Source organism: Micromonospora humidisoli (genome assembly GCF_016900955.1).
GTDB classification, from domain to species: Bacteria; Actinomycetota; Actinomycetes; order Mycobacteriales; family Micromonosporaceae; genus Micromonospora; species Micromonospora wenchangensis.
Genome location: NZ_JAFEUO010000002.1, coordinates 780,277 through 802,330 on the forward strand (window position 1 = coordinate 780,277; position 22,054 = coordinate 802,330).

Here is a 22,054-nt window from a genome sequence, read left to right on the forward strand (position 1 = left end):
AGGAACACATGACGGGATACCGGCGACGGCGGATGACGGCGGCCGGCCTGGTGCGTCAGGCGGCGGGCGGGCTCGTCGTCGGGCTCGTCGCCGCGACCCTGGCCGGCCCGGTGCGGCCCGCCCCGGCGGCACCGGCGTGCGCGCCGGCCGGTGGGCAGGTCGGCACGCCGTCCTGGGCGCAGCAGGTGCTCGCCCCGGAGCAGGTGTGGCCGTTCAGCCAGGGGGCCGGGATCACCGTCGCGGTGCTCGGCTCCGGGGTGGACGCCGACCACCCGCAGTTGCGGGGGCGGGTCGGCAGCGGCTTCGACGCGGTCCGGGGCAGCGGCCCGGCCGACACCGACTGCACCGGGCAGGGCACCCGGGTGGCCGGGCTGATCGTCGCCCGGCAGGCCGACGGGTCGCCGTTCGCGGGCCTCGCGCCGAGCGCCCGGGTGCTGCCGGTACGGGTGGTCGACGACCTGGCGTTCGGGGCCGCCCCGGTCGACCCGGCGGTGCTCGCCCGGGGCATCGACTGGGCGGTCGACCGGGGTGCCCGGGTGGTCGCGGTGACCGTGGCCGCCGACCGGGACGCCGCGACCCTGCGGAACTCGGTACGACGGGCCGTCGACCGGGGCGTCCTGGTGGTGGCCGCCAGCGGTGACCGGGGCTCCGACGGCAACCCGGTGTCCTACCCGGCCGGCTACCCGGAGGTGCTCGCCGTCGGGGCGATCGGCCCGGACGGGCGGCGCTGGCCGAAGTCGCAGTACGGGCCGTACCTGGACCTGGTCGCGCCGGGCGTGGCGGTGACCACCACCCAGCGCGGCACCGGACTGGTCGAGGCCGCCGACGGCACCGCACTGGCCTGCGGGTTCGTGGCCGGTGCGGGGGCGCTGACCCTCGCCAAACGGTCCGGAACGCCGCGCAGCGAACTGGTCAGGCTGTTGACCGTGACGGCGGTCCCCGGTGCCGACCGCACCGAGTACGGCCACGGCACGGTCAACCCGTACGGGGCGGTCAACGACCAGTTGCTGCCGCAGGCCCGGCCGGCCCCGCTGCCCCGGTTCCGGCCCGCCGACGACCGGCCCGACCCGGCGGTACGGGAGAGCCGACGGATCGCCCTGGCCGGTGCCGCGCTCGCCCTGGCCACCGTGCTGGTGGTGTGCGCCGTCGCGCTGACCCTGCCCCGGGTGCGGCGTCGCCGGTGGCGGGCGGCCGTCGCGCCGGCACCCGCCCGGTCGACGCCGCCGACCGAACCCGGCCCGCCGGTGCAGCTCTTCGACGATCCGACACCCGGCCGCTGACCCATCACGGCGGACGGTCGGCGGTCAGCCGCCGGTGGTGATCGGCGCGGGTCGGACCGCGGCCAGCGGGTCCAGGGTGGGGCCGGTCGGGACCAGCATGGTCAGGCTCGGCGGCACCGTCAGCGCCCCCTGGGCCGGGTAGCCGAGCAGGCGCAACGCCTCGGCGGACGGCACCGGGTAGCGGATGCCCAGGTCGGTGACGATGCTGTACGCGCCGGGGCTGCCGAGCAGGCGCAGCACGGTGACCCGGCCGGCGGGGGCGGCGATCCGGTCGGCCAGCGGGATGCCGTCGGGGGACACGGAACCGGTCGGCGCGGCCCGGTCCGCGTCGGGCAGGGTGCCGCCCACGGTCAACTCCGGCGGGGTGCCGTCGGCGGTGACGGCGCAGATCTGCTGCCCCGGCTCGGGGCCGAGCAGCTTCGGCGGGGTGGCGGGCGGCTGGCCCCGGTCCGGCGGGCGGGGGACCCGCTGGCTCTTGGGCAGCGACGTGACGTCGGAGACGGCGACCGGGACGGGTTGCCGCCCCGACTGGCCGGTCTGGATGGCCTGCTGCACCGGGGTGATCGGGGCGACCCCGTCGGCGAGCACCAGGTAGTGCTGCGGGCCGGAAGCGGTCTGCGTGACCAGCACGTCGCCGTTGCGCCGCCCGGACACCTCCCGGGACGGGTCCCCCCGGTCGGCGACGGGCAGCGCGGCGAGGTCCACCCCGGCGGGCAGCGCGTTCAGCCAGGCGGTGCCGACGGGGGTCGGGGTGACCGCCCCGAACAGGGCGGGCACGACCACCCGGGAACCCTGCACCAGGTGCCGGCGGCCGTGCCAGACCAGGTAGTTCATGCCCAGCGTGGCGTCCTTGACGAGCAGCCCGTCGTCGCCGACGCCCTGCCCACCGGCCGGCCGGGCGGCCAACGCCAGGGTCACCGTGTCGGTGGTGCGGCCGGTGTCGTCGGTCATCGGGGTGGAGCAGACCGTCCACGGCAGGCCGGCCCGCCGGTTCGCGGCCGGCAGCGAGGCGGGCGCGTTCGGGATGCCCATCGTCACCCCGCGCGGCACCGTGCCGAGGGTGCTGGCGGAGACGCGTACCACCGGGGTGCCGGGGCGGCCGGCGGCCAGCAGCGCCGACGCGTAGTTGAGCGTCGGGTGCAGCCGGCCATCCAGGTAGATGTAGGTCGCGCCGCTCTCCTTCTCGACCACCACCGCGCCGGGCTGCCGCCAACTGTTCCCGCCGACCTTGGTGAGCAGCCCGTAGATGCCGACCCCGGCGGCGACCAGGACGGCGACCATCAGCCCGCCGAAGAGCGCGCCGATGCCCCGACGCAGCGGCGACTGCTGCGGGTCGGTCTCGCGCATCACGAACGCGGACATCACCCGCTGGGTCATGAACTGGTACGACTGGAGCTGGTCCCGTCGCGTCGTCATCGTCGTCTCACCCGCCGATCGAGGCGAACATCCCCCGGATCGCCCCGAACAGGCCGATGACCGCGCAGGCCAGTGGGATCAGCGCCATGATGGCGAGCACGTCGGCGAGGTCGGCGGCCCGACCCAGGTAGGGCGACGGCCGGCGTCGACTGTAGACCAGCCCGGTGACCAGGGTCAGCGCCGCCGCGGCGACCACCCCGAGCCAGACGAGCACCCGGCCACCACCCGGTGCGGTGCCCAGCAGCGCGGCGACCGCCAGCGCCGACAACCCCAGCAGGCCGCTGACCAGCAGCGGCACCCGCTGCGCGGCGGTGGGGAAGAGCCGCCCCCGCAACAGCAGCGCGCCGGCACCGCAGAGCGCCAGCAGCGCGCCGGCCGGGGTACGGTCAGCGGTCAGCAGGAACGCGATGGCCAGCGCGCCGCAGACCGAGGCGGACAGCAGCATCCCGGTGAGCAGTTCGGTGGCCCGCGCGACGGTCACGAAGACCTTCGCCCGCTCGGGCACCGGCCGGTCCTTGAGGATCTCCTCCGGCCGGTCGGGCAGTTCCGGCACCGGCAGCCTGCCCAACCAGCCGGCGATCAGCGGATAGCCGGGCAGCAGCCCGATCACCGTGGTCAGCGTCGCCGCCGCCGAGCCGGCGGGGGAGACCCCGCCGTAGCAGAGCAGCGCGGCCAGCACGCCGGTGAGCCCGGCCGCCGCCCCGGCCATGAACAGCCGCTGCACCCCACCGACCGCCGCGTAGCCGATGATGCCGAAGACCAGCAGCGCGGCGGAGCCGAGCAGCAGGCTCGGTGCCCCCAGGTCGACCAGCCGGGCGTCGTCCGGTGCGCCGAGCAGCGCCCCGCCGAGCAGCGCGTAGGGCAGGCCGGCGGCGGCCACCACGGCCCCGGCGGTGGCGTCGGGCACGGCCCGCGACAGCACCGGGCCGACGACCGCCAGCAACGCCGCGACCCCCAGCGCCAGCAGCCCCGGGGTACGCCACGGCGCGCCGACCGCGGTCAACGCGACCAGGCCGAACCCGAGCAGGGCGGCGGTGACCGCCAGCCCGGCCCGCCGGGTCGCGTCGTCGCTCCAGGATCGACCGGTCCGCCGCGCGCCGCTGGCGATCACCTCGACCACGTCGTCGTACGCCAGCTCGGGCCACTCGTCGCGGCCGGGCGTGAGGTGCAGCAGCTCGCCGTCGCGGACGCCCTGCACGGCGAGGTTGCGGGTGGCCTCCAGCAGGGTGCCGGTGGCCCGGCGCAACACCCACCCGCCCTGCTGTTCGCCGGCGTCGCCGAGGCCCTCCCCGGCGTGCCGGAGCAGGTGCGGCAGGAGTTCCCCGACGAGCATGCCGTTGGGCAACGCCACGTCCATCCGCCGCTGGGGGGCGGCGATGGTCACCCTGGCCAGACTGAGACCGCCCGGGGCCGTCACGCTGGTCACCTCCCCGTGTGCCACGCGTCCGCGCGGTTGCCTCCTGGGCCTTCCGCGGCGGTCAAGGTAGCACGGTCGCACCGCCCGCCGGGTGGCCGTCCGAGCGCGGACGGCGGTCCCTGCCAGGGGCGACCGGTCGATAGAGTGGGCCGCCGGAGACCTACGTGGTGGGAGGTACGGGGGAGATGTCGTCGTTGGTGGTCGTCAAGCGTCCACCCCGCCGGCCGGCGCCCCCGCTGCCGACCGGTGAGGTGCTCCTCGACCCGCCGCCCGAGGTGCCGGCTGCCGGTGGCCGGGGCTGGACCCGGATGCTGATGATCCTGCCGATGGCGGCGGGTGCCGCGGCGATGGGCCTGATGATGGGCATGCAGCGCGGCGGCGTGATGACCTATGTGGTCGGTGGCATGTACGGGATCTCCATCCTCGGCATGATCGCTGTAATGGCGGTCAACCAGACCGGGCCCGGCAAACGCGAGATGATCGAGGCCCGCCGCCAGTACATGCGCCGTCTCGCCCAGCTACGCGCCCAGGTCCGCGCGACCGTACGCCAGCAGCGGGAGGCCATCCACTACCGGCACCCCGACCCGGACTCGCTCTGGTCCACGGTGACCAGTGGCCGGCTGTGGGAACGTCGCCGGGGTGACGCCGACTTCAGCGTGGTCCGCATCGGGCTCGGCCCGCAGGAGGTCGCCACCCCGCTGATCCCACCGCAGACCCGCCCGGTGGACGAGTTGGAGCCGCTGTGCGCGGTGGCGCTGCGCCGGTTCGTCGCCACCTACTCGGTGGTGCCCGACCTGCCGGTGGCGATCGCCCTGCGCGACTTCTCCCACGTCTACCTGCGCGGTGCCGACGACGCCGTACGGGGGCTGGTCCGCGCGGTGGTGGCCCAGCTGACCACCTTCCACGCCCCCGACGACCTGCTGGTCGCACTCTGCGTCGACCCGGACCGGCGGGCCGGCTGGGAGTGGGCGAAGTGGCTGCCGCACGCCCAGCATCCGACCAAGCTGGACGCGGTGGGCCCGATCCGGCTGTTCGCCCCGACCGTGGTGGCGCTGGAGGCGATGCTCGTCGACGTGCTGGCCAACCGGCCCCGCTTCGAACCGACGGCGACGGCGGCGGTCACGCCGTACGTGCTGGTGGTGGTCGACGGTGGGCAGGTCGCCGGCTCCGACCACCTGCTGACCGAGGGTGGCGTCGCCGGGGTGACCCTGCTCGACCTCACCGGCCGGCCGCCGCGCCTGCTCGACGAGACCTCGGTGGTGCTCGACGTCGCCGACGACGGCACCATCTCGGGCACCACGATGGACGGTGCCACCCGGGTCGGCCGGGCCGACACGCTCGACCCGGCGCGGGCCGAGGTGCTGGCCCGGGAGTTGTCGCCGCTGCGGCTCTCCGCCGCCTCGTACGCCGACCAGCCGGCCGTCGCCACCGACCTGGGCCTGGCCGACCTGCTCGGCCTCGGTGACCCGTACGAACTGGACCTGGCCCACGCGTGGGGCAGCCGGCCCAACCGCAGCCGGCTGCGGGTGCCGATCGGGGTCAACGAGAACGGCCGGCCGATCGAGCTGGATCTCAAGGAGTCCGCCCAGGAGGGGATGGGCCCGCACGGGCTGCTCGTCGGCGCGACCGGCTCCGGCAAGAGCGAGCTGCTGCGGACGCTGGTGCTGGCGCTGACCGTCACGCACAGCCCGGAGATCCTCAACCTGGTGCTCGTCGACTTCAAGGGCGGCGCCACGTTCGCCGCGCTGGACCGGCTGCCGCACACCAGCGCCGTGATCACCAACCTGGCCGACGAGCTGTTCCTGGTCGACCGGATGCTCGGCGCGATCCAGGGCGAGATCACCCGCCGGCAGGAGCTGCTGCGCCGGGCCGGCAACTACGCCTCGCAGCGCGACTACGAGCGGGCCCGCGCGGCCGGGGTGCCGCTCGCCCCGCTGCCCAGCCTGCTGATCGTGGTGGACGAGTTCAGCGAGCTGCTCAGCGCCCGCCCGGACTTCATCGACATGTTCGTGCAGATCGGCCGGGTGGGCCGGTCGCTGGGCATGCACCTGCTGCTGGCCTCGCAGCGGCTGGAGGAGGGGCGGCTGCGCGGCCTGGAGACGCACCTGTCGTACCGGCTCGGGTTGCGCACGTTCTCCTCGATGGAGTCCCGGGCGGTGCTCGGGGTGGCCGACGCCTACGAGCTGCCCCGCTCACCGGGGCACGGCTACCTCAAGGCCGGCACCGAGGGGCTGGTCCGGTTCAAGGCCGCGTACGTCTCGGGGGCGGTCCGGCAGCACGGCGGGGTGCCCACCGTCGGCGGTCGGCTGATCGACCCGGTCCGCGACTACACCACCGACTACGTTCCGCTGGCCACCGACGACGCGCCTGACGAGCCGACGCAGGCCCCGGTCGACGAGCACGTCGGGGAGAGCCTGCTCGACGTGCTGGTGGCCCGGATGCAGGGGCGCGGGCCGGCCGCCCACCAGGTCTGGTTGCCGCCGCTGGAGGAGCCGCCGACCCTCGACGCGCTGCTGCCACCGGTGCAGGTGTCCCCGGTGCGCGGCCTGACCATCGCCGCCGAGGACCGGCACGGCGCGCTGCACGGCGTGGCCGGCATCGTCGACAAGCCGTTGGAGCAGCGCCGCGACCCGCTCTGGTTGGACCTGGCCGGGGCGGCCGGCAACGTGATGGTGGTGGGTGCGCCGCAGACCGGCAAGAGCAACCTGCTGCGTACCCTGGTCACCAGCCTGGCCCTGGGCAACACCCCGCGCGAGGCGCAGTTCTACTGCCTCGACTTCGGCGGCGGCACCCTGGCCGCGCTGGCCGGCCTGCCGCACGTCGGCGGGGTGGCCAGCCGGCGCGAGGTGGACAAGGTCCGCCGCACCATCGCCGAGCTGCACGGGCTGATGCAGGCCCGGGACGCGTTGTTCACCGCGCACGCGGTGGAGGGTGCGGCGGCCTACCGGCGGGCCCGCCGCGAGGGCCGGTTCCCCGAGGACCCGTTCGGCGACGTGTTCCTGGTGGTGGACGGCTGGGCGGCGCTGCGGGCCGAGTTCGAGGACCTGGAGCCCCTGGTCACCGAGCTGGCGAACCGGGGTCTCGGCTACGGCATCCACCTCCTGGCCGCCACCAGCAGGTGGATGGACGTCCGGCCCGCGGTGCGGGACATGTTCGGTGCGAAGGTGGAGCTGCGCCTCGGCGAGCCGGCCGACTCGGTGATCAACCGGCGGGCCGCGGTGAACGTGCCGGAACAGCACGGCCACGGGTTGACCCCTGACGGCCTGCACTTCCTCGCCGGCCTGCCCCGCCTCGACGGCCGGCCGGTGGTCGACGACCTGCCGGACGCGCTGGCCGACCTGGTCAAGCGGGTGCAGCAGCACTGGACGTCGGCGGGTGCCCCGGCCGTCCGGCTGCTCCCCGCCGAGCTGCCCTACGCGGCGCTGCCCGCCGCGCAGGGCGGCCTGATCCCGATCGGCATCGCCGAGACCGACCTCCAGCCGGTACGCCTCGACTTCACCGCCGAACCGCACCTGCTGCTCTTCGGGGACGTGGAGTGCGGCAAGAGCACGTTCCTGCGCGGGCTGGCCCGCGGCATCGTCGAGGGCAACGACCCGGCGGCGGCCCGGATCATCCTGGTCGACTTCCGGCGCAGCCTGCTCGGCGCGGTGGAGTCCGAGCACCTGATCGGTTACGGCACCTCCCCGCAGGTCACCGCCGACCTGGTCAAGCAGGTGGCCACGGTGATGGGGGAGCGGTTGCCGGGGCGGGACGTCACCGCCGAGCAGCTACGCGACCGGAGCTGGTGGAAGGGTCCGGAACTCTACCTGCTGGTCGACGACTACGACCTGGTGGCCGGGGCGGCGGTCAACCCGCTCGCGCCGCTGCTGGAGTACCTGCCGCAGGCCCGCGACATCGGCCTGCACCTGGTGCTGACCCGACGGATCGGCGGTGCCGGGCGGGCCATGTTCGACCCGGTGATCGGGCGGATCAGGGAACTCGCCTCCCCGGGCATCATGATGTCCGGTCCGCGTGAGGAGGGCGCGCTGTTCGGCACCGTCAAGCCGCAGCGGCTGCCGCCCGGCCGGGGCTGGCTGTTCACCCGCCGGCACGGTGCCCAACTGGTCCAGCTCCCGCTGGTGCCCCCGACGTAGCGGGCCGTCGGTCCGACGGTCGGTTCTGCTCCCGAGGACCGGAACTGCCTGCTAGCCTGGATGGTGCAGGACGCCCGCCGGGCTCCCGCGCCCGCCTTGAGGCCCGCTGATGCGGGCCTCTCGTGCATTCGTCTCAGCTTTGCCTTCGCATCGGATCCCAGCACCACGAGTGGTTTGGGTGACGGGCGGGACCTGCCCACCCGAGGGTCCGCGTGTCGGGGCGACTCCGCGTGGGAATCAGGCGGGTTACGCTGCGCTGGTGAGCCGCCGTGACCAGTACCGGGCCGAGTTGCGGGCGGGCGGGCCGGCGCGCTGGCCGGCGTACCTGCGGGAGCGTTCGGGGTTGCCGGGGCCGCGCGCCAACCTCGAACTCGCCCAGGCCGTCGCCGACGAGGGCGGGCCCGACACGTTCGACAGCCTGCTCGCCACCGACGACGAGTACCTGGTCTTCTGCGGCGTGCTGGGCCTCGGTCGGCTGCTGGCCGACGGTCCGCCGGCCCGGACCCGGACCCGCATCGAGGCGCGCCTGCACGAGCACGCGACCGACCCCCGCTGGCGGGTACGCGAGGCGGTGGCCCTGGCGTTGCAGCGGCTCGGCGACGCCGACCTGCCGCGCCTGCTCGACCTCGGCACGGCCTGGGTCGGGGACCCGCACCCGCTGGTCCGGCGGGCGGCCGTCGCGGCCGTGTGCGAACCGCGCCTGCTGACCGCTGCGGAGGCCGCCGCCCGCGCCGTCGCCCTGTGCGGACGGGCGACGGCGGGCCTGGCCGCGCTGCCGGCCGACAAGCGTCGCGACGACGACGTCCGGGCCCTGCGTCAGGCGTTGGGCTACTGCTGGAGTGTCGCCGTGGCCGCCGATCCGGCCGGTGGCCTGCCGGCGTTCCGGGCGCTGGCCGCCGTCGACGACGGCGACGTGGCCTGGATCGTCCGCGAGAACGGCCGGAAGAAGCGCCTCGCGCGGCTGCTCGTCAGCGCCGCGGCACGCCCAGCAGGTGCTGCTCGACCGGGGTCTGACTGATCCACAGGTGCCGGTCCGCGCCGCCGCCGACCAGGGCGAGCATGTCGTCGGCCATCACCCGCAGGAACCGGCCGCTGTCCGGGGGCAGCCGCAGCGCCTGCTGCGCGGTCACGGACTCGTCGGCGGAGAGCCGTTGCAGCACGCAGAGGTCGCTGTCGCGCAGGGCGGGGGCGGTGCCGGCATCGAGCCGCCGCAGCACGGTCAGCTCGGCCTGCCACGGGCCCGGGATGGTCGATCCGGGCGCGTGCGGCGGTAGGTCGCGCACGATCAGGGTGGGCTGCCCGGCGGTGCCGGCGGCGGGCACCGGGCGGCCGTCGACGCGTACCTCGACCCGGTCGGCGGCCCGGCCGAGCGCCGCCGGGCCGAACCCGGTCCAGGTGGTCGGGTCGGCGGTGACCACGACGACCCGGGCACCGAGGGCCAGCGCCCGGAAGGCGACGAGCTGACCCGCCCACACCCCGCCGACCAGGACGACCCGGGTCGGTTCCGGGCGGAACAACCGGATGGTGACCGCCGCCCGACGGCGGTCCGCGCCGAGCACCAGACCGGCCGGGAGCGGGCTCGGGCTGAGCCGGGCGAGCGCCGCCGGGGAGACCGCGTGGGTGCCGATCCGCAGCCGGGGCAGCCGACCGGACGGCCCGCCCCGACCGGAGGCGTCGCCGACCCCGGGGAGGTGGGCCGGCGGTGGGCCGGGGGGAGCGGACGGATGGCTCTCCGGGGCGGCCAGCGGACTGGCCAGGGCCCGGGTCAGCGGGTCGGCGGTGGCCAGCGCGGTCGCGGCGGCGACGCCTGTCGCGTCGGCGTCCGCGTCGACCCGGGTGCGGGACGTGCCCAGCACCGGCGCGTCCGTGCCGACAGGCGGCGCGGTGACCGGTGGTGCGGTCACCGGCGGCGGTACGGCGGCCGAGGCGACCGCCCCGCCCGGGTACCTCCCGGCCACCGCCGGCCCCTGCGGGTACGGCCCACCCACCGGGTCGCGGTACGGTCCGGCCGGCTGGTCGGGGGAGGTGCCGAAGGTGGCCGGCACCGCCGTACGCCGTTCGTCACCAGGGCCGGTCATCCCGCGCCACCTCCCGTCGGTGCCGACGCGTACACCGCCGGGCCGTGTTCGCCGTCGAGCGGGAAGAGTTCCCCGCCGGCCTGTCGTACCCCGTCGACCGCCGGCCCGCACAGCTGCGGCAGCAGCTCCGCCGGCCCGGTCACCCGGACCAGGCCGCGCAGGTCGAGATCCTCACCCGGCCCGTTCGTGGCCACCGTCAACGACACCGTCACCAGCGACGCCGGCAGCGTCTCCAGCCAGCCGAGCATGGCCGCCGCCCGGTCGACGGGCGGCCAGCGGCGGATCCAGAACGAGCGGTGCGCGATCGGGCCGCAGTGCCACGCCGACCACTCCTCACGCACTCCGGCGGCACCGGCCGGGAGGCCGGGGGTGAAGCCGCAGGACCGGCCGACGGCGGCGAGCAGGCCGTGCGCGTCCAACAGCCGGTGTTCGACCCCGCTGCGGCGCAGCGACCTGCCGGTCTGCCGGGCCAGCGCGGCCACCACCGAGGGGGCGACGCCCAGGTCGACCGCGTAGTCGCCGACCGCCTCGGCGAGCGCGCGGGCGTCCAGCCGGACCGCCACCCAGGTCGCCCGCCCGGCCGGGACGGGGGTGCCGCCGAGGTCGGCCAGCAACTGCCGGTAGGACTCCCGGGCGGGGGCCGTCGGGTCGTCGGTCGGACCGCCGGCCGGCACGGTGCTGGTCACCACCTGGAGCACGGTGCCCGGCTGGCCGGACTCGGCCAGCGCGGTGGCCAGCACGTCCAGCGGCAGGCCGGCCGGCGCGTCGCCGGTCGGCCCGGAGCCGTCGACGGCGGCCACCGCGAACCAGCCGGCGTCGTCGCGGGCCACCCCGATCCGGGTGCCGTCGGCCATCGCCACGGTGCCCACCGACAGGCCGGGCGCGAGTCGTTGCAGGGCGTCCAATCCCGGGTCGGCGGCGACCGGGACCGGCGCGGCGGCCCGTCGCCGCTGCTGCCGGGCCAGGGCCCGCCGCTCCAGCCACCAGCGGCCCCGCGAGCGCAGGAACACCACGGTCAGCAGGAGTACGCCGCACAGCGCGGCGACGACCAGCACCGGCATCCCGAACAGTCCACTGGCGAGGACGCCGAGCAGCACCGCCTCCAGCAGGAGCAGTTGCAGCACGTGCAGTTCGCCGATCCGGCCGGGCCGACGGCGGGGTGCCAGGTGCACGCGGGCGGCGGGGTCGTCCGGCCGGAGTGTGGCGCGTGCCGGCCGTGGTGCTCCGGTCATCTCCGGCTGCCCCCCAGACGCATCGACCCGTGTTGGCCCGCCCACGGCAGGCCGCCCTCATCATAGGAACCCGCCGCAGCGCCCCGGGGCCCGTGGGTCGGCGGCCCGGGGTCAGCCGACCCGGAAGCCGGTCCGGGGGTCGGCCGCCGCGCCGGACCGGTACGCGGCGAGCGCCGGCCGGTCCGAGTCGATCACCCAGTCGCCGGAGCCCTTCTGGTTGAAGTAGACGAACCCGAGCAGGTCGGGGCGTTTGCGGATGGCGGTGAAGAGTTCGTCGACCGCCCGGCGACGCATCGCGCCCGGTTCGGACCCGGTCTCCACGATCAGCAGTGGCCGGGCGGTGAACTTCCGGACCTGGGTGATGGTGGGGCCGAACAGGTCGTCGAAGGTCTGCTCGCCGCGCCTGGTGAAGTAGCCGTCGATGCCGACCCAGTCCACGTACGCGTCACCGGGGTAGAGCGGGGCGAGCTTCACCGACGGGACCGGGTTGACCACGTTCGGGGTCCACGTCCAGATCACGTTCGTGGCGTCGGCGCGGGCGAAGACGGCGTGGATGTGCCGCCAGGCGGCGACGAACTCCTTGGCGGTGTTGTCGTGCGCGCCCCAGGAGTACCAGTGGCCGTTCATCTCGTGCGCGATGGTGAGCGCCACCGGCAGGTTGAGCCGGCGTACCGCGACGGCGAACTCCACCAGGTACGGGTCGTGCCGCCCGGCGGCGATGTCCTTCAGTTTCGCCTTGAACGGTTCCCAACGGACGATCGGCAGTGCGCCGTACCGGTGGACCCGGCGGACCTCGGCGGCGGCGAACTCGTCGTCGAAGCTCTCGTAGATGGTGATGATGTTGGGTTTGCTGCCGACCAGGTCGGCGAAGCGGTCGACCCGGCTCATGTCCTGCGGTGCGCCGCTGAGCGCCACCCCCAGGTAGCGGCCCTGCGGCTGGACCAGCGGGCGGACGTCGTACGCCGGGGGCGGGCCGGTGGGGGAGGGCGACGCGCTGGGTTCGGTGGCGAACCGGGCCGGACGGCTGGCCGGGCTGGGTGCGAGCGCGGCGTAGCCGAACACCCCGATCACGAACATCGTGACGATGGTGAACAGCTGACGGGAGGTCACCGGGAACGCTCCGGACGGATGTCCCGCGCCGGCTTCACCAGCAGCGCCTGCAACGCGACGGCCAGGTAGAACGCGCCACCGAGGAAGGCCGGCGCGAAGGTCCACAGGTCGTCGGTGATCATCCGGTGGGCGGCCAGACCGGTCCACAGTGCTCCGCTGCCCGCCGTGCAGACGGCCATTCCCCACCACAGTCGACCCGTCCTGTTCTTGCGTCCCGTGCCGCCGGTGGGCTGCCAGCCCATGCTCTGCCCGCGCAGCAGGTCCCAGATGGCGAAGGCGTGCGACCAGCCGTAGATCATCTTCACGGTCCACGCCTCCACCCGGTAGGCGCACCGGTGCCACAGCGGGAAGACCACCAGGTTGTAGACCAGGCTGGGCACGATCCACAGGTAGTTGGCCGGGGCCACCGACTGCGGGAACCAGGCCAGCAGCACGATCGGCACCAGCGGCCCGACGAAGGTGAACAGCGCCGTGTGCAGGTAGTAGCAGAACCCGGAGAGGTACGACAGCCGGGTGCGCAGCCGCATCCGGGTGTTCCAGAACTTCGTCGACCCGAGCAGGCTCATCGAGCCGGCACACCAGCGGTACTGCTGGGTGAAGAACGAGCTGACGTCGGCCGGGCACAGCCCGGTGGCCAACGGCACCGGCAGGTAGCGCAGCCGCCAGCCGCGCCGCCGCATGTCGAACCCGGTGTGTACGTCCTCCGAGTGCTCGATCAGGGTGGAACCGCCGATCGCGTCGAGCGCCTCCCGGCGGTAGAGCGCACAACTGCCGACGCAGATCGCCGCCTCGTGGTGCTGCCGGGACACCTGCACCATCCGGTAGAACAGCTCCTGCACCGCCCCGGCCCCGCGCTCCAGCCAGCCCTGGCCGGCGTGCACCCGGAAGTACTGCGGGGACTGCACGATCCCGAGATCCGGCTCGGCGGCCAGGTAGGGCACCATCTCGTCGAGCATGTCGTGCCGGGGGGTGAAGTCGGCGTCCAGCACCAGGATGTGCTCGCCCAGCGTGCGCTGGTACGCGTACCGCATGTTGCCGGCCTTCTTGTACCAGCCCCGGTTGGGGCGGCGCTGGTAGACGAAGCCGAAGGCGAGCGCCATCGCCTCCCGCTCGTCGGTCGCCGAGTCGTCGAGCACGTAGACGTGCACCCGGCCCCGGTAGTGGTCGACCATCCGGCTGACGTGCTCCCAGGTGTTGCGCAGCACCTCGGTCGCCTCGCCGCAGACCGGCAGGAACACGTCCACCGACGGGTGCACGGGCGGGCGGAAGTCGCGGACCAGCCGGCGGTGCCGGTCCAGGTCGAACCCGGGCGTGCCGATGTTCACCGTCGCCGAGATCAGGTAGTAGAGGACGGTGAAGCCGAACAACGGCAGCAGCGCCAACAGCCAGGGCGCCATCCGGACGAAGAGCAACTGGCTGGTGAGCAGCCCGGTGAAGCTGACGAACGAGGCGACCATCAGCACCGGCAGCCGACGGTGCCGGTAGGCGGCCTTCTCGTCGTCGTCAGGCGGCAGCGGCAGGGACGGGTCCACCGTCGCCGGTCGACCCAGCGCCGCCGGAGCCACCGCCTCCCGCGCCGCCGGCCCCACCGGATTCGGTGCCGCGGCCGGCCCGCGCGGGGTCGGCACCGTCGCCGGGCCCCGGCGCGTCGGCACCGTCGCCGGGCCGCGGGAGGGCGGGGGCGCCGTCGGGGCGGGGCGGGGCGGCGGCACCTGACGGTGGAACTCCGTCGTCTCGTCGGTGCGGCCCGCGCCGGCCCGGGGGCTCACTTCCCCGCCTCCGACTTGCGCACCAGCAGCCCGATGCTGAAGCCCCGGACCCGCCAGGTGCGCTCGACGGCGTACGGCTTGAGTGCGGCCTCCTTCGCCGCGCCGATCCGCTGCACCGGGTCGTCGAACGCCCCCTTGCGGACGACCCACACCCGCTCCGGACGCCCCAGACACACCGGTACGTCCCGGTCGGCGCACTCCCGCGCGCCCAGGGTGCCCTGCCTACGGGCCGGTACGGTCATCAGCACGTCCCGGGGTCGCCAGCTCTCGTCGACGTACCGGTTCACCGCGTCCCGGCTGGTGCGCTGGTCACCGGCGTCGAACGGGCCGTACACCAGGGTGTCGCCGGGGCGCGCGTGCGCCCGCAGCACGGCGGCGATGTCCTTGGTGCCCTGGCTGTGGCCGGTGACGCCCCGGATCTCGACCTGCACCGGGATGCCGAGCAGCCCGACCGCCAGCATCGCGGCGGTGCCCCGCAGCAGTGAACTGCGCCGCAACGCCAGCGAGGCGACCAGCGCCCAGGCCGGCACCGTGAACAGCAGGTAGCGCGGCAACCAGAGCGGGGTGAGCTGGGCGGCGGCCAGCAGACCGGCGGTGGGCAGCACCAGCCAGGCGGTGGCCACCGCCGACCGCTGACGCATCGACATGCCGAGGAAGGCCAGGGCGAGCACGGCGCCGGCGAGCAGCGGTCCGCCGAACAGCGCCTCCGGCGTGTCGACCAGCCGGTCCAGGGTGACCGGCGGAATCCAGTTGATCTGCGTGGCGGTCTGCTGCCTACCGAACCAGAGCACAGGCAGGACCGGCAGCACACCGACCGCCGCCGCGCCGAGCCAACCGAAGAAGCCGCGTCGGCGCTGCGCCCCCCGCCAGGCGACCAGCGCGTGCGCGGCGAGCAGCAGCAGGCCCACCAGGTGCATCAGCCCCAGCAACGCCACCACGGCCGAGTATCCCGCGTAGCGCAGGAACCGGGGCCGGTCCAGCAGCCGGACCAGCAGCAGGGTGGCCAGCGCCGCGGCGCACACCGCGAACGCGTACGGCCGGGCCTCCTGCGCGTACCGGGAGGTGGTCGGCAGCACCGCGAACAGCAGGCCGGCCACCAGCCCGACCCGCAGCCCGCCGATCCGCAGGCCGATCGCGGCGACCAGGCCGGCCGCCGCCGTCATGGCCAGCAGCGACGGCACCCGCAGCGCGACGTCGGAGCTGCCGGCCAGCGCCACCCAGCCGCGCATCAGCAGGTAGTACGGGCCGATGGAGGCGTCGACGTTGCGCAGCACCGCCACGAAGTCGTCGAACCCGACGGTGACCATGCCCCAGGTGGCCAGCTCGTCCTCCCACAGGCCGGGCCGGTTCACCCCGATCCCGCCGAGGACGGCGACGAGCACCATCGGCAGCAGCCGGGCCAGGTGACGCAGCCAGGGCGCGTCCAGGGGCTCCGGCGGGGCCGGCTGGTCGGCCTCGGTGGGCCGCCACGGGGCGGCCGGCTCGGGTGGCGCGTCCCGGACCCGGACGATCAGGGCGGTCGGCGCGTCGCTGCGGGCTCCGGTGCCCCCGGTGGGCGACATCCCGGTCACCGGGTGGCGGCGAGCAGGTCGTCCAGGACGAGGGTGCGCAGGTCGTCCCGGCTCGGCATCCGGCCCAGCGCGCGCAGCCGCCCGGACTGCGCCTTGCGCATCCCCTCCAGCAGCTTGCGCGCCTCCCGGGCGTTGCCGAAGTTCTGGTCCCGCTCGATCTGGCCGAACCACTCCAGCAGCCCGTCGGTCAGCCCGTCGGCGAGCAGGTACTCGTCGGTGCGGGCGATCCGGCCGACGATGTCGACCAACTGGACCGGGCTGTAGTTCTCGAACTCCAGCGTCTTGGCGAACCGGGACGCCAGCCCGGAGTTGGCGTCGAGGAAGGCGGCCATCTCGGTGGTGTACCCGGCGACGATCACCGCCACCTGGTCCCGGTGGTCCTCCATCAGCTTGACCAGGGTGTCGATCGCCTCCTGGCCGAAGTCGCCGCCGGCACCCCCGGCCCGGGAGAGGGTGTACGCCTCGTCGATGAACAGCACCCCGCCCAGCGCCTCGGTGAACACCGACGAGGTCTTCTCGGCGGTGTGCCCGATGTACTGGCCGACCAGGTCCCGCCGGGAGACCTCCCGGAACTGGCCGTTGGGCAGCACCCCGAGGGCCTTGAGCAACTGCCCGTAGACCCGGGCCACCGTCGTCTTGCCGGTGCCCGGCGCGCCCGTGAAGATCAGGTGGTGGCTGACCGCGCCCACCGGCAGGCCGGCGTCGCGTCGCCACTCGTTGACCTGGATCTCGTCGATCAGCGAGCGCACCTCGGCCTTCACCCCGGCCAGGCCGATCATCGAGTCGAGCTCGGCGAGGAGTTCCTCGACCCTCCGCTCGTCCTGGCCGACCGTCCCGCCGCCCGCGCTCACCCCGGCCATCGGCCGCCCGCCCGCCTCCGCCGCCCGGAACACGGTGCCGGCCCCTTCGGCGATCCGGACGCCGGGGGTGGCGGTCTGCTCGGTGCGGCTGCCCTCGATCGTGCCGCCACAGCCCCGGCCGACGTCGATGCCGACGCCCCGGGTGTCGTGCACCCAGCAGTCCACGATGGTGGGGCTGCTCTGCAACGCGACCACGATGCCGGCGTCGCCGGTGCCGGAGATGTCGCAGCGTTCGATGGTGGGCCGGGCCGCCTGGTAGACGTACACGCCCCGGAAGCCGGCGGCGCCGACGGTGCAGTTGCGGATGGTCGGGTCGGCACCGAGCCGCACGATGATCCCGTCGTCGGTGACGTCGCGGATCTCGCACTGCTCGACCGTGCCGCCCGCGTCGGAGACGACCAGCCCGTGCTGGCCGCCGGTGACGGTGACCTCGACGGCCTCGATCCGGGCCCCGTCGCGTACCGACACGGCTGCCGCGTACCCGGCGCTGGCCTGGCACTTCTCCATGCGCAGCCGACCGCCGACCGCCTCCACCGCCGGGTAGTCGCCGCCCTGCACGACCAGCCCCTGCAACAGCACCTCGCCGCCGGTGCAGGCCACCGTCGGCCGTCCGGCGGCCCGACCGTCCACGATGACCGAGCCCGGCTCGCCGGCGGCCACCAGCCGGACCCGCCGGCCGTCGAGCCGGAGCGATTCGGGGTAGACGCCGGGGGCGATCGAGACGACCGCGTCATCCGGCGCGATCTCCAACGCGTCCGTGATGGTCGGACAGGCCCCGGCTCGGTCAGGGGAGACAGTCAGCATGCGCACATGGCCCCGCTCGGTCGTGGAAGGACGGACCGGTTCGTCGTCGACGTCCGGTCGAAGGGTACCGGGCGGGCGGGGGTGGTCTCGCCCCCGCGTCAGATGGTGAAGGTGGCCTCGCGCACCGAGGCGGCCACCTTGCGCACCTCGTCCGCGCGGTCCGGGGGCGCGGTCATCCGCAGCACCAGTTGCCTGTCGATCGCGTCCTCCGGGACGCTGCGCCAGTAGGAGAGGTAGACCAGTCCGTAGCGTGGCGAACCGTCCACCCGGGCGGTCTCCGCCCAGGTGGTGAACTCGCCGCTGCGGATCCACTGCAACCCCCATGCCTCCTCCTGCCGGCGCAGCGTGGTGCGGCGCTCGTCGGTGCAGAGCCGGGGGCACTGCCTGACGACCAGGTCGCCACCGATGATCGACCCGTCGGCGGCCGGTACGCCGCACCGGTAGTGCGCCGAACCGCTGGTGCGGCCGGCCTCGGTGCAGCTCCAGCCGGTGGGCACCCGGAAGCTGAAGTCGACCCCGGCCAGGCCGGTGATCTCCCGGGTCGGCTCGGTGCCGGCGAAGGTGGGCGCTCCGGCCGGCCAGCCGCCGCCGACCGGCGGTTCCACCCCCGGCCGGCGCGGCGGCGTGCCCGGCAGCCCCAGGTCGACGCTCGGGGTCGCGGAGGCCGGCGCGGCGAGGCTGGCCGGCCCGTCGGTCGTCCGGGCAGCGACGAGGTAGCCGCCGGTCGCCCCGAGCGTCGCCGCGAGCAGGGCCACCAGGACCGACCACAGCACGGCCCGACCCCGTCCGCGCGCCGGGCCCGCGACCGGCGGGAACGGTGCCGGCGGGAACGGTGCCGCCAGGGGCGTCGGCGGGTACGGCGGTCCCACCCGCTGCGGCACCGCCTGCTGTGGGCCTGCCTGCTGCCGGGCCATCTGGTGCGGGCCGACCTGCGGCGGGGTCACCTGGCGCGGGGGTGCCGGGTGCGGACCGGCCTGCTGCGGGGCCGCCCGGTGGGGGCCGGCCTGCTGCGGTGCGTGCTGCGGCGGGCTGACCTGCGGCGGGGCGGTCTGGTGCGGGGGCGTCGGGTGGGTCGGGGCGGTCGGGCGGGGTGCGGCAGCCGGCGGCACCGTACCGCCGGTGACCGCCGCAGGCCCGGCGGGCGAAGCAGGCCCGGCGGGTAATGCAGACCCGGCGGGTGAAGCAGACCCGGCCGAGGAAGCAGGCCCGGCGGGTGAAGCAGGCCCGGCCGAGGCGACAGCCCCGGCTGACGGGGCGGAGCCGGTCGACGAGGTGGGCACCCCCGGCCGGGTCGGGCCCGCCGGTCCGTCGGTGCGGTGCCCGTCCGGTGCCGGTGTCCCGGCCGTCCCGGCTGCGGCGATCGTCGTCCCGGCGGCGGGTGCCCCGGCGAGCGGAGTCCCGGCGGCAGGTGCCCCGGCGAGCGGCGTGCCGGTGGCAGGTGCTCCGGCGGTCGGCCGGTGCGCCGGGGCGGGCGCACCCGACGGTCCGGCCGGAGGGCCACCGGCCGGGGGCTCCCCGGCCGGGACGAGGCGCTGTCCCAGCGCGAGGAAGACGTGTGCGGCCCCGGCGCCCTGCTCGGCGGCGCAGGCCACCCAGGGCACCGGGCCGGTGTGGTTGGCCCCGGTGATCGGCAGGCCGTCGGAACGGGCCAGCGTGTTGGCCGCCGCCGCGAACGCCTCCCGCCAGCCGCCCTCGGCGGCGGCCGGCGCGAGCACGGCCACGGTGAACGGCCGCTCGGCGGCGTCCCGTGCGGCCCAGACCTCGCCCAACTCGCACGAGCTGAGCCTGCGGTGCAGCGCATATGGACCGACTGTCTGCATGTGGCATCCCCCCGACTGATCGTATCGGTCGGTACGACGGGGACCGACCGACCGGCGGGCCGCCGACCGGAGTCAGTCGACCCAGTCGAGCGTGCGGGCGACCGCCTTGCGCCACCGGCCCAGTTCCCGCTCCCGGTGCGCCGGGTCCATCCGGGACTCCCACTGCGCGTCGGAGCGCCACTGGGCGCGCAGGGTGGCCAGGTCGGGCCAGAAGCCGACCGCCAGGCCGGCCGCGTACGCCGCGCCGAGGCAGGTGGTCTCGGTGATCCGGGAGCGCACCACCGGCACCGCCAGCACGTCGGCGAGGAACTGCATCAGCAGGCCGTTGGCGGTCATCCCACCGTCCACCCGCAACCGGCGCAGCGCCACGTCGGAGTCGGCGTTCATCGCGTCGACCACCTCGCGGGTCTGCCAGGCCGACGCCTCCAACGCCGCCCGCGCCAGGTGCCCCTTGGTGATGTAGCCGGTCAGCCCGGCGATCACCCCCCGGGCGTCGCTGCGCCAGTGCGGCGCGAACAGTCCGGAGAAGGCGGGCACCACGTAACAGCCCCCGTTGTCGTCCACGGTGGCGGCCAGCTCCTCGACCTCGGCGGCCGAGGAGATCAACCCGAGGTTGTCCCGCAGCCACTGCACCAGCGACCCGGTCACCGCGATCGCCCCCTCCAGGGCGTACGCGGCCGGCTGGCCGTCGATCCGGTAGGCCACCGTGGTCAGCAGGCCGTGACTGGACGGCACCGGGCTGGCCCCGGTGTTGAGCAGCAGGAAGCTCCCGGTCCCGTAGGTGCATTTCGCCTCGCCGGGCTGGAAGCAGGTCTGCCCGAACAGGGCCGCCTGCTGGTCGCCCAGCGCGCTGGCCACCGGCACCCCGTCGAGCACCCCGTGGGCCGTCCCGTAGACCTCCGCCGAGCTGCGGATCTGCGGCAGCATCGCGGCCGGGATGCGCAGCGCGTCGAGCAGCTCCGGGTCCCAGTCGAGGGTCTCCAGGCCCATCAGCATGGTCCGGCTGGCGTTGGTGACGTCGGTGACGTGCCGGCCGGTCAGCTTCCAGATCAGCCAGCTGTCCATGGTGCCGAACAGCACCTCGCCCCGTTCGGCGCGTTCCCGCAGCCCGTCGACGTTGTCCAGCAGCCAGCGCAGCTTCGGGCCGGCGAAGTAGGTGGCCAGGGTGAGCCCGGTACGGGCGCGTAGCCGTTCCTCGCCGTACGACTCGGCCAGCTCGCGCAGCAGCGGACCGGTACGGGTGTCCTGCCAGACGACGGCGTTGGCCACCGGCCGGCCGGTGGCCCGGTCCCAGACCACGGTGGTCTCCCGCTGGTTGGTGATGCCGACGGCGGCCAACCCGTCCGGGCCGGTGCCGGCGTCGGCCAGCGCGTCGCGGACCACCCGTTCGACGTTGGCCCAGATCTCCTCGGCGTCGTGTTCGACCCAGCCGGGGCGGGGGAAGATCTGCCGGTGCTCGCGTTGGGCGACGGCGACGATCCCACCGGCCCGGTCGAAGACGATGCACCGCGACGAGGTGGTGCCCTGGTCGATGGCGGCGACGTACTCTCCGGTCATTTCGGCACCGTACCGGGCCCGGGTCGACGGGAGAACCGGCACGGGTCCGTACGATCTCCAGACGTGCGCGACATCGCCGTGTTCAGTGGAACCGCCCATCCCGACCTCGCCGCCGAGATCTGCGCCCACCTGGGGGTGCCGCTGCACCCGGTGCGGGTGTCCCGGTTCGCCAACGACTGTCTCGAGGTGCAGTTGCAGGCGAACTGCCGGGAGCGGGACGTCTTCCTGATCCAGCCGCTGGTGCCGCCGGTGCAGGAGAACCTGGTCGAGCTGCTGCTCATGATCGACGCCGCCCGGGGCGCGTCGGCGGGCCGGATCACCGTGGTCCTGCCGCACTACGCGTACGCCCGGTCGGACAAGAAGGATGCGCCGCGCATCTCGATCGGTGCCCGGCTGGTGGCGGACCTGCTCACCTCGGCCGGCGCGCACCGGGTGCTGGCGATGACCCTGCACTCACCGCAGGTGCACGGCTTCTTCAGCGTCCCGGTCGACCACCTGCACGCGCTGCGGGAACTGGCCGCCCACTTCCGGGGGCGCGACCTGGGCAACACGGTGGTGGTCTCGCCGGACCTGGGCAACGCGAAGGAGGCGGCGGCGTTCGCCCGGATGCTCGGCACCCCGGTCGCGGCCGGGGCGAAGCAGCGGTTCAGCGACGACCGGGTCACCATCAGCACGGTGATCGGTGAGGTGGCCGACCGGGACGTGATCGTGCTGGACGACGAGATCGCCAAGGGCAGCACGGTGGTGGAGCTGATCGGCCACCTGCACGAACGCAAGGTCCGGTCGATCCGGTTGGCCTGCACGCACGGCCTGTTCTCCAGCGGCGCGCTGACCCGGCTCGCCGCCGTCGACGGGGTACGCGAGATCGTCTGCACCAACACCGTGCCGATCCCGCAGGACAAGCGGGTGCCGGAGCTGACGGTGCTCTCGGTGGCCCCGGCGCTGGCCGAGGCGATGCGCCGGATCCACAACGGCGAGTCGGTGAGCGCCCTGTTCGGCTGACCCGA

14 protein-coding genes are annotated in these 22,054 nt (G+C 75.0%); 4 read left to right on the top strand and 10 right to left on the bottom strand.

The window, feature by feature from the left end; translation table 11 throughout:
• Nucleotides 1-8 precede the first annotated feature (8 nt).
• The gene (locus JQN84_RS09000; protein ID WP_204957880.1) at nt 9-1,280 is read left to right on the top strand and encodes a S8 family serine peptidase; all 1,272 of its coding nucleotides are present in this window, start codon (nt 9-11) and stop codon (nt 1,278-1,280) included.
• Between the two features lie 24 nt (nt 1,281-1,304).
• Here the strand turns inward: JQN84_RS09000 and eccB are convergent, their stop codons facing one another.
• A complete protein-coding gene (gene eccB / locus JQN84_RS09005; RefSeq protein ID WP_204957881.1) occupies nt 1,305-2,696 on the bottom strand; it encodes a type VII secretion protein EccB in 1,392 nt (463 codons plus the stop codon).
• 7 nt (nt 2,697-2,703) lie between these two features.
• Nucleotides 2,704-4,113, bottom strand: coding sequence for a type VII secretion integral membrane protein EccD (gene eccD, locus JQN84_RS09010; protein WP_204957882.1), 1,410 nt, complete (start codon nt 4,111-4,113; stop codon nt 2,704-2,706).
• A 185-nt stretch (nt 4,114-4,298) separates the two neighbouring features.
• On the opposite strand from eccD, the gene eccCa reads away from it, so the two are divergent.
• Nucleotides 4,299-8,246, top strand: a complete 3,948-nt coding sequence (gene eccCa, locus JQN84_RS09015) for a type VII secretion protein EccCa (protein WP_204957883.1) — start codon at nt 4,299-4,301, stop codon at nt 8,244-8,246.
• Between the two features lie 259 nt (nt 8,247-8,505).
• A complete protein-coding gene (locus tag JQN84_RS09020) occupies nt 8,506-9,264 on the top strand; it encodes a HEAT repeat domain-containing protein (RefSeq protein WP_204957884.1) in 759 nt (252 codons plus the stop codon).
• On the opposite strand, the gene JQN84_RS09025 is transcribed toward JQN84_RS09020, so the two are convergent.
• The 8 genes from JQN84_RS09025 to glpK all read right to left on the bottom strand — a co-directional run bounded on the left by JQN84_RS09025 (nt 9,215) and on the right by glpK (nt 21,047).
• Complete coding sequence (locus JQN84_RS09025; RefSeq protein WP_204957885.1) at nt 9,215-10,324, bottom strand: hypothetical protein; 1,110 nt, start codon at nt 10,322-10,324, stop codon at nt 9,215-9,217. The two genes, JQN84_RS09020 and JQN84_RS09025, sit on opposite strands and share 50 nt — an antisense overlap.
• The gene (locus JQN84_RS09030) at nt 10,321-11,556 is read right to left on the bottom strand and encodes a type VII secretion protein EccE (RefSeq protein WP_204957886.1); all 1,236 of its coding nucleotides are present in this window, start codon (nt 11,554-11,556) and stop codon (nt 10,321-10,323) included. Before JQN84_RS09030 ends, JQN84_RS09025 begins: the two co-directional genes overlap by 4 nt.
• A 111-nt stretch (nt 11,557-11,667) precedes the next feature.
• Nucleotides 11,668-12,666 (bottom strand): glycoside hydrolase family 26 protein, encoded by a 999-nt coding sequence (locus JQN84_RS31290; protein WP_204957887.1) that lies wholly within the window; start codon nt 12,664-12,666, stop codon nt 11,668-11,670.
• Nucleotides 12,663-14,435 (bottom strand): glycosyltransferase family 2 protein, encoded by a 1,773-nt coding sequence (locus JQN84_RS09040; protein WP_204957888.1) that lies wholly within the window; start codon nt 14,433-14,435, stop codon nt 12,663-12,665. The genes JQN84_RS31290 and JQN84_RS09040 overlap by 4 nt, the downstream gene beginning before the upstream one ends.
• Complete coding sequence (locus JQN84_RS09045) at nt 14,432-15,997, bottom strand: glycosyltransferase family 39 protein (protein WP_204957889.1); 1,566 nt, start codon at nt 15,995-15,997, stop codon at nt 14,432-14,434. Before JQN84_RS09045 ends, JQN84_RS09040 begins: the two co-directional genes overlap by 4 nt.
• A gap of 5 nt (nt 15,998-16,002) precedes the next feature.
• Nucleotides 16,003-17,670, bottom strand: coding sequence for a right-handed parallel beta-helix repeat-containing protein (locus JQN84_RS09050; protein WP_204957890.1), 1,668 nt, complete (start codon nt 17,668-17,670; stop codon nt 16,003-16,005).
• 98 nt (nt 17,671-17,768) lie between these two features.
• A complete protein-coding gene (locus JQN84_RS09055) occupies nt 17,769-18,779 on the bottom strand; it encodes a hypothetical protein (RefSeq protein WP_204957891.1) in 1,011 nt (336 codons plus the stop codon).
• Nucleotides 18,780-19,562: 783 nt separating this feature from the next.
• A complete protein-coding gene (glpK, locus tag JQN84_RS09060) occupies nt 19,563-21,047 on the bottom strand; it encodes a glycerol kinase GlpK (protein ID WP_204957892.1) in 1,485 nt (494 codons plus the stop codon).
• Nucleotides 21,048-21,110: 63 nt separating this feature from the next.
• Here glpK and JQN84_RS09065 point away from each other — a divergent pair, with 63 nt between their 5' ends.
• Nucleotides 21,111-22,049 carry a ribose-phosphate diphosphokinase gene (locus JQN84_RS09065; protein WP_204957893.1) on the top strand — a complete coding sequence of 313 codons (939 nt, stop codon included), beginning with the start codon at nt 21,111-21,113 and terminating at the stop codon, nt 22,047-22,049.
• Nucleotides 22,050-22,054: the final 5 nt, after the last annotated feature.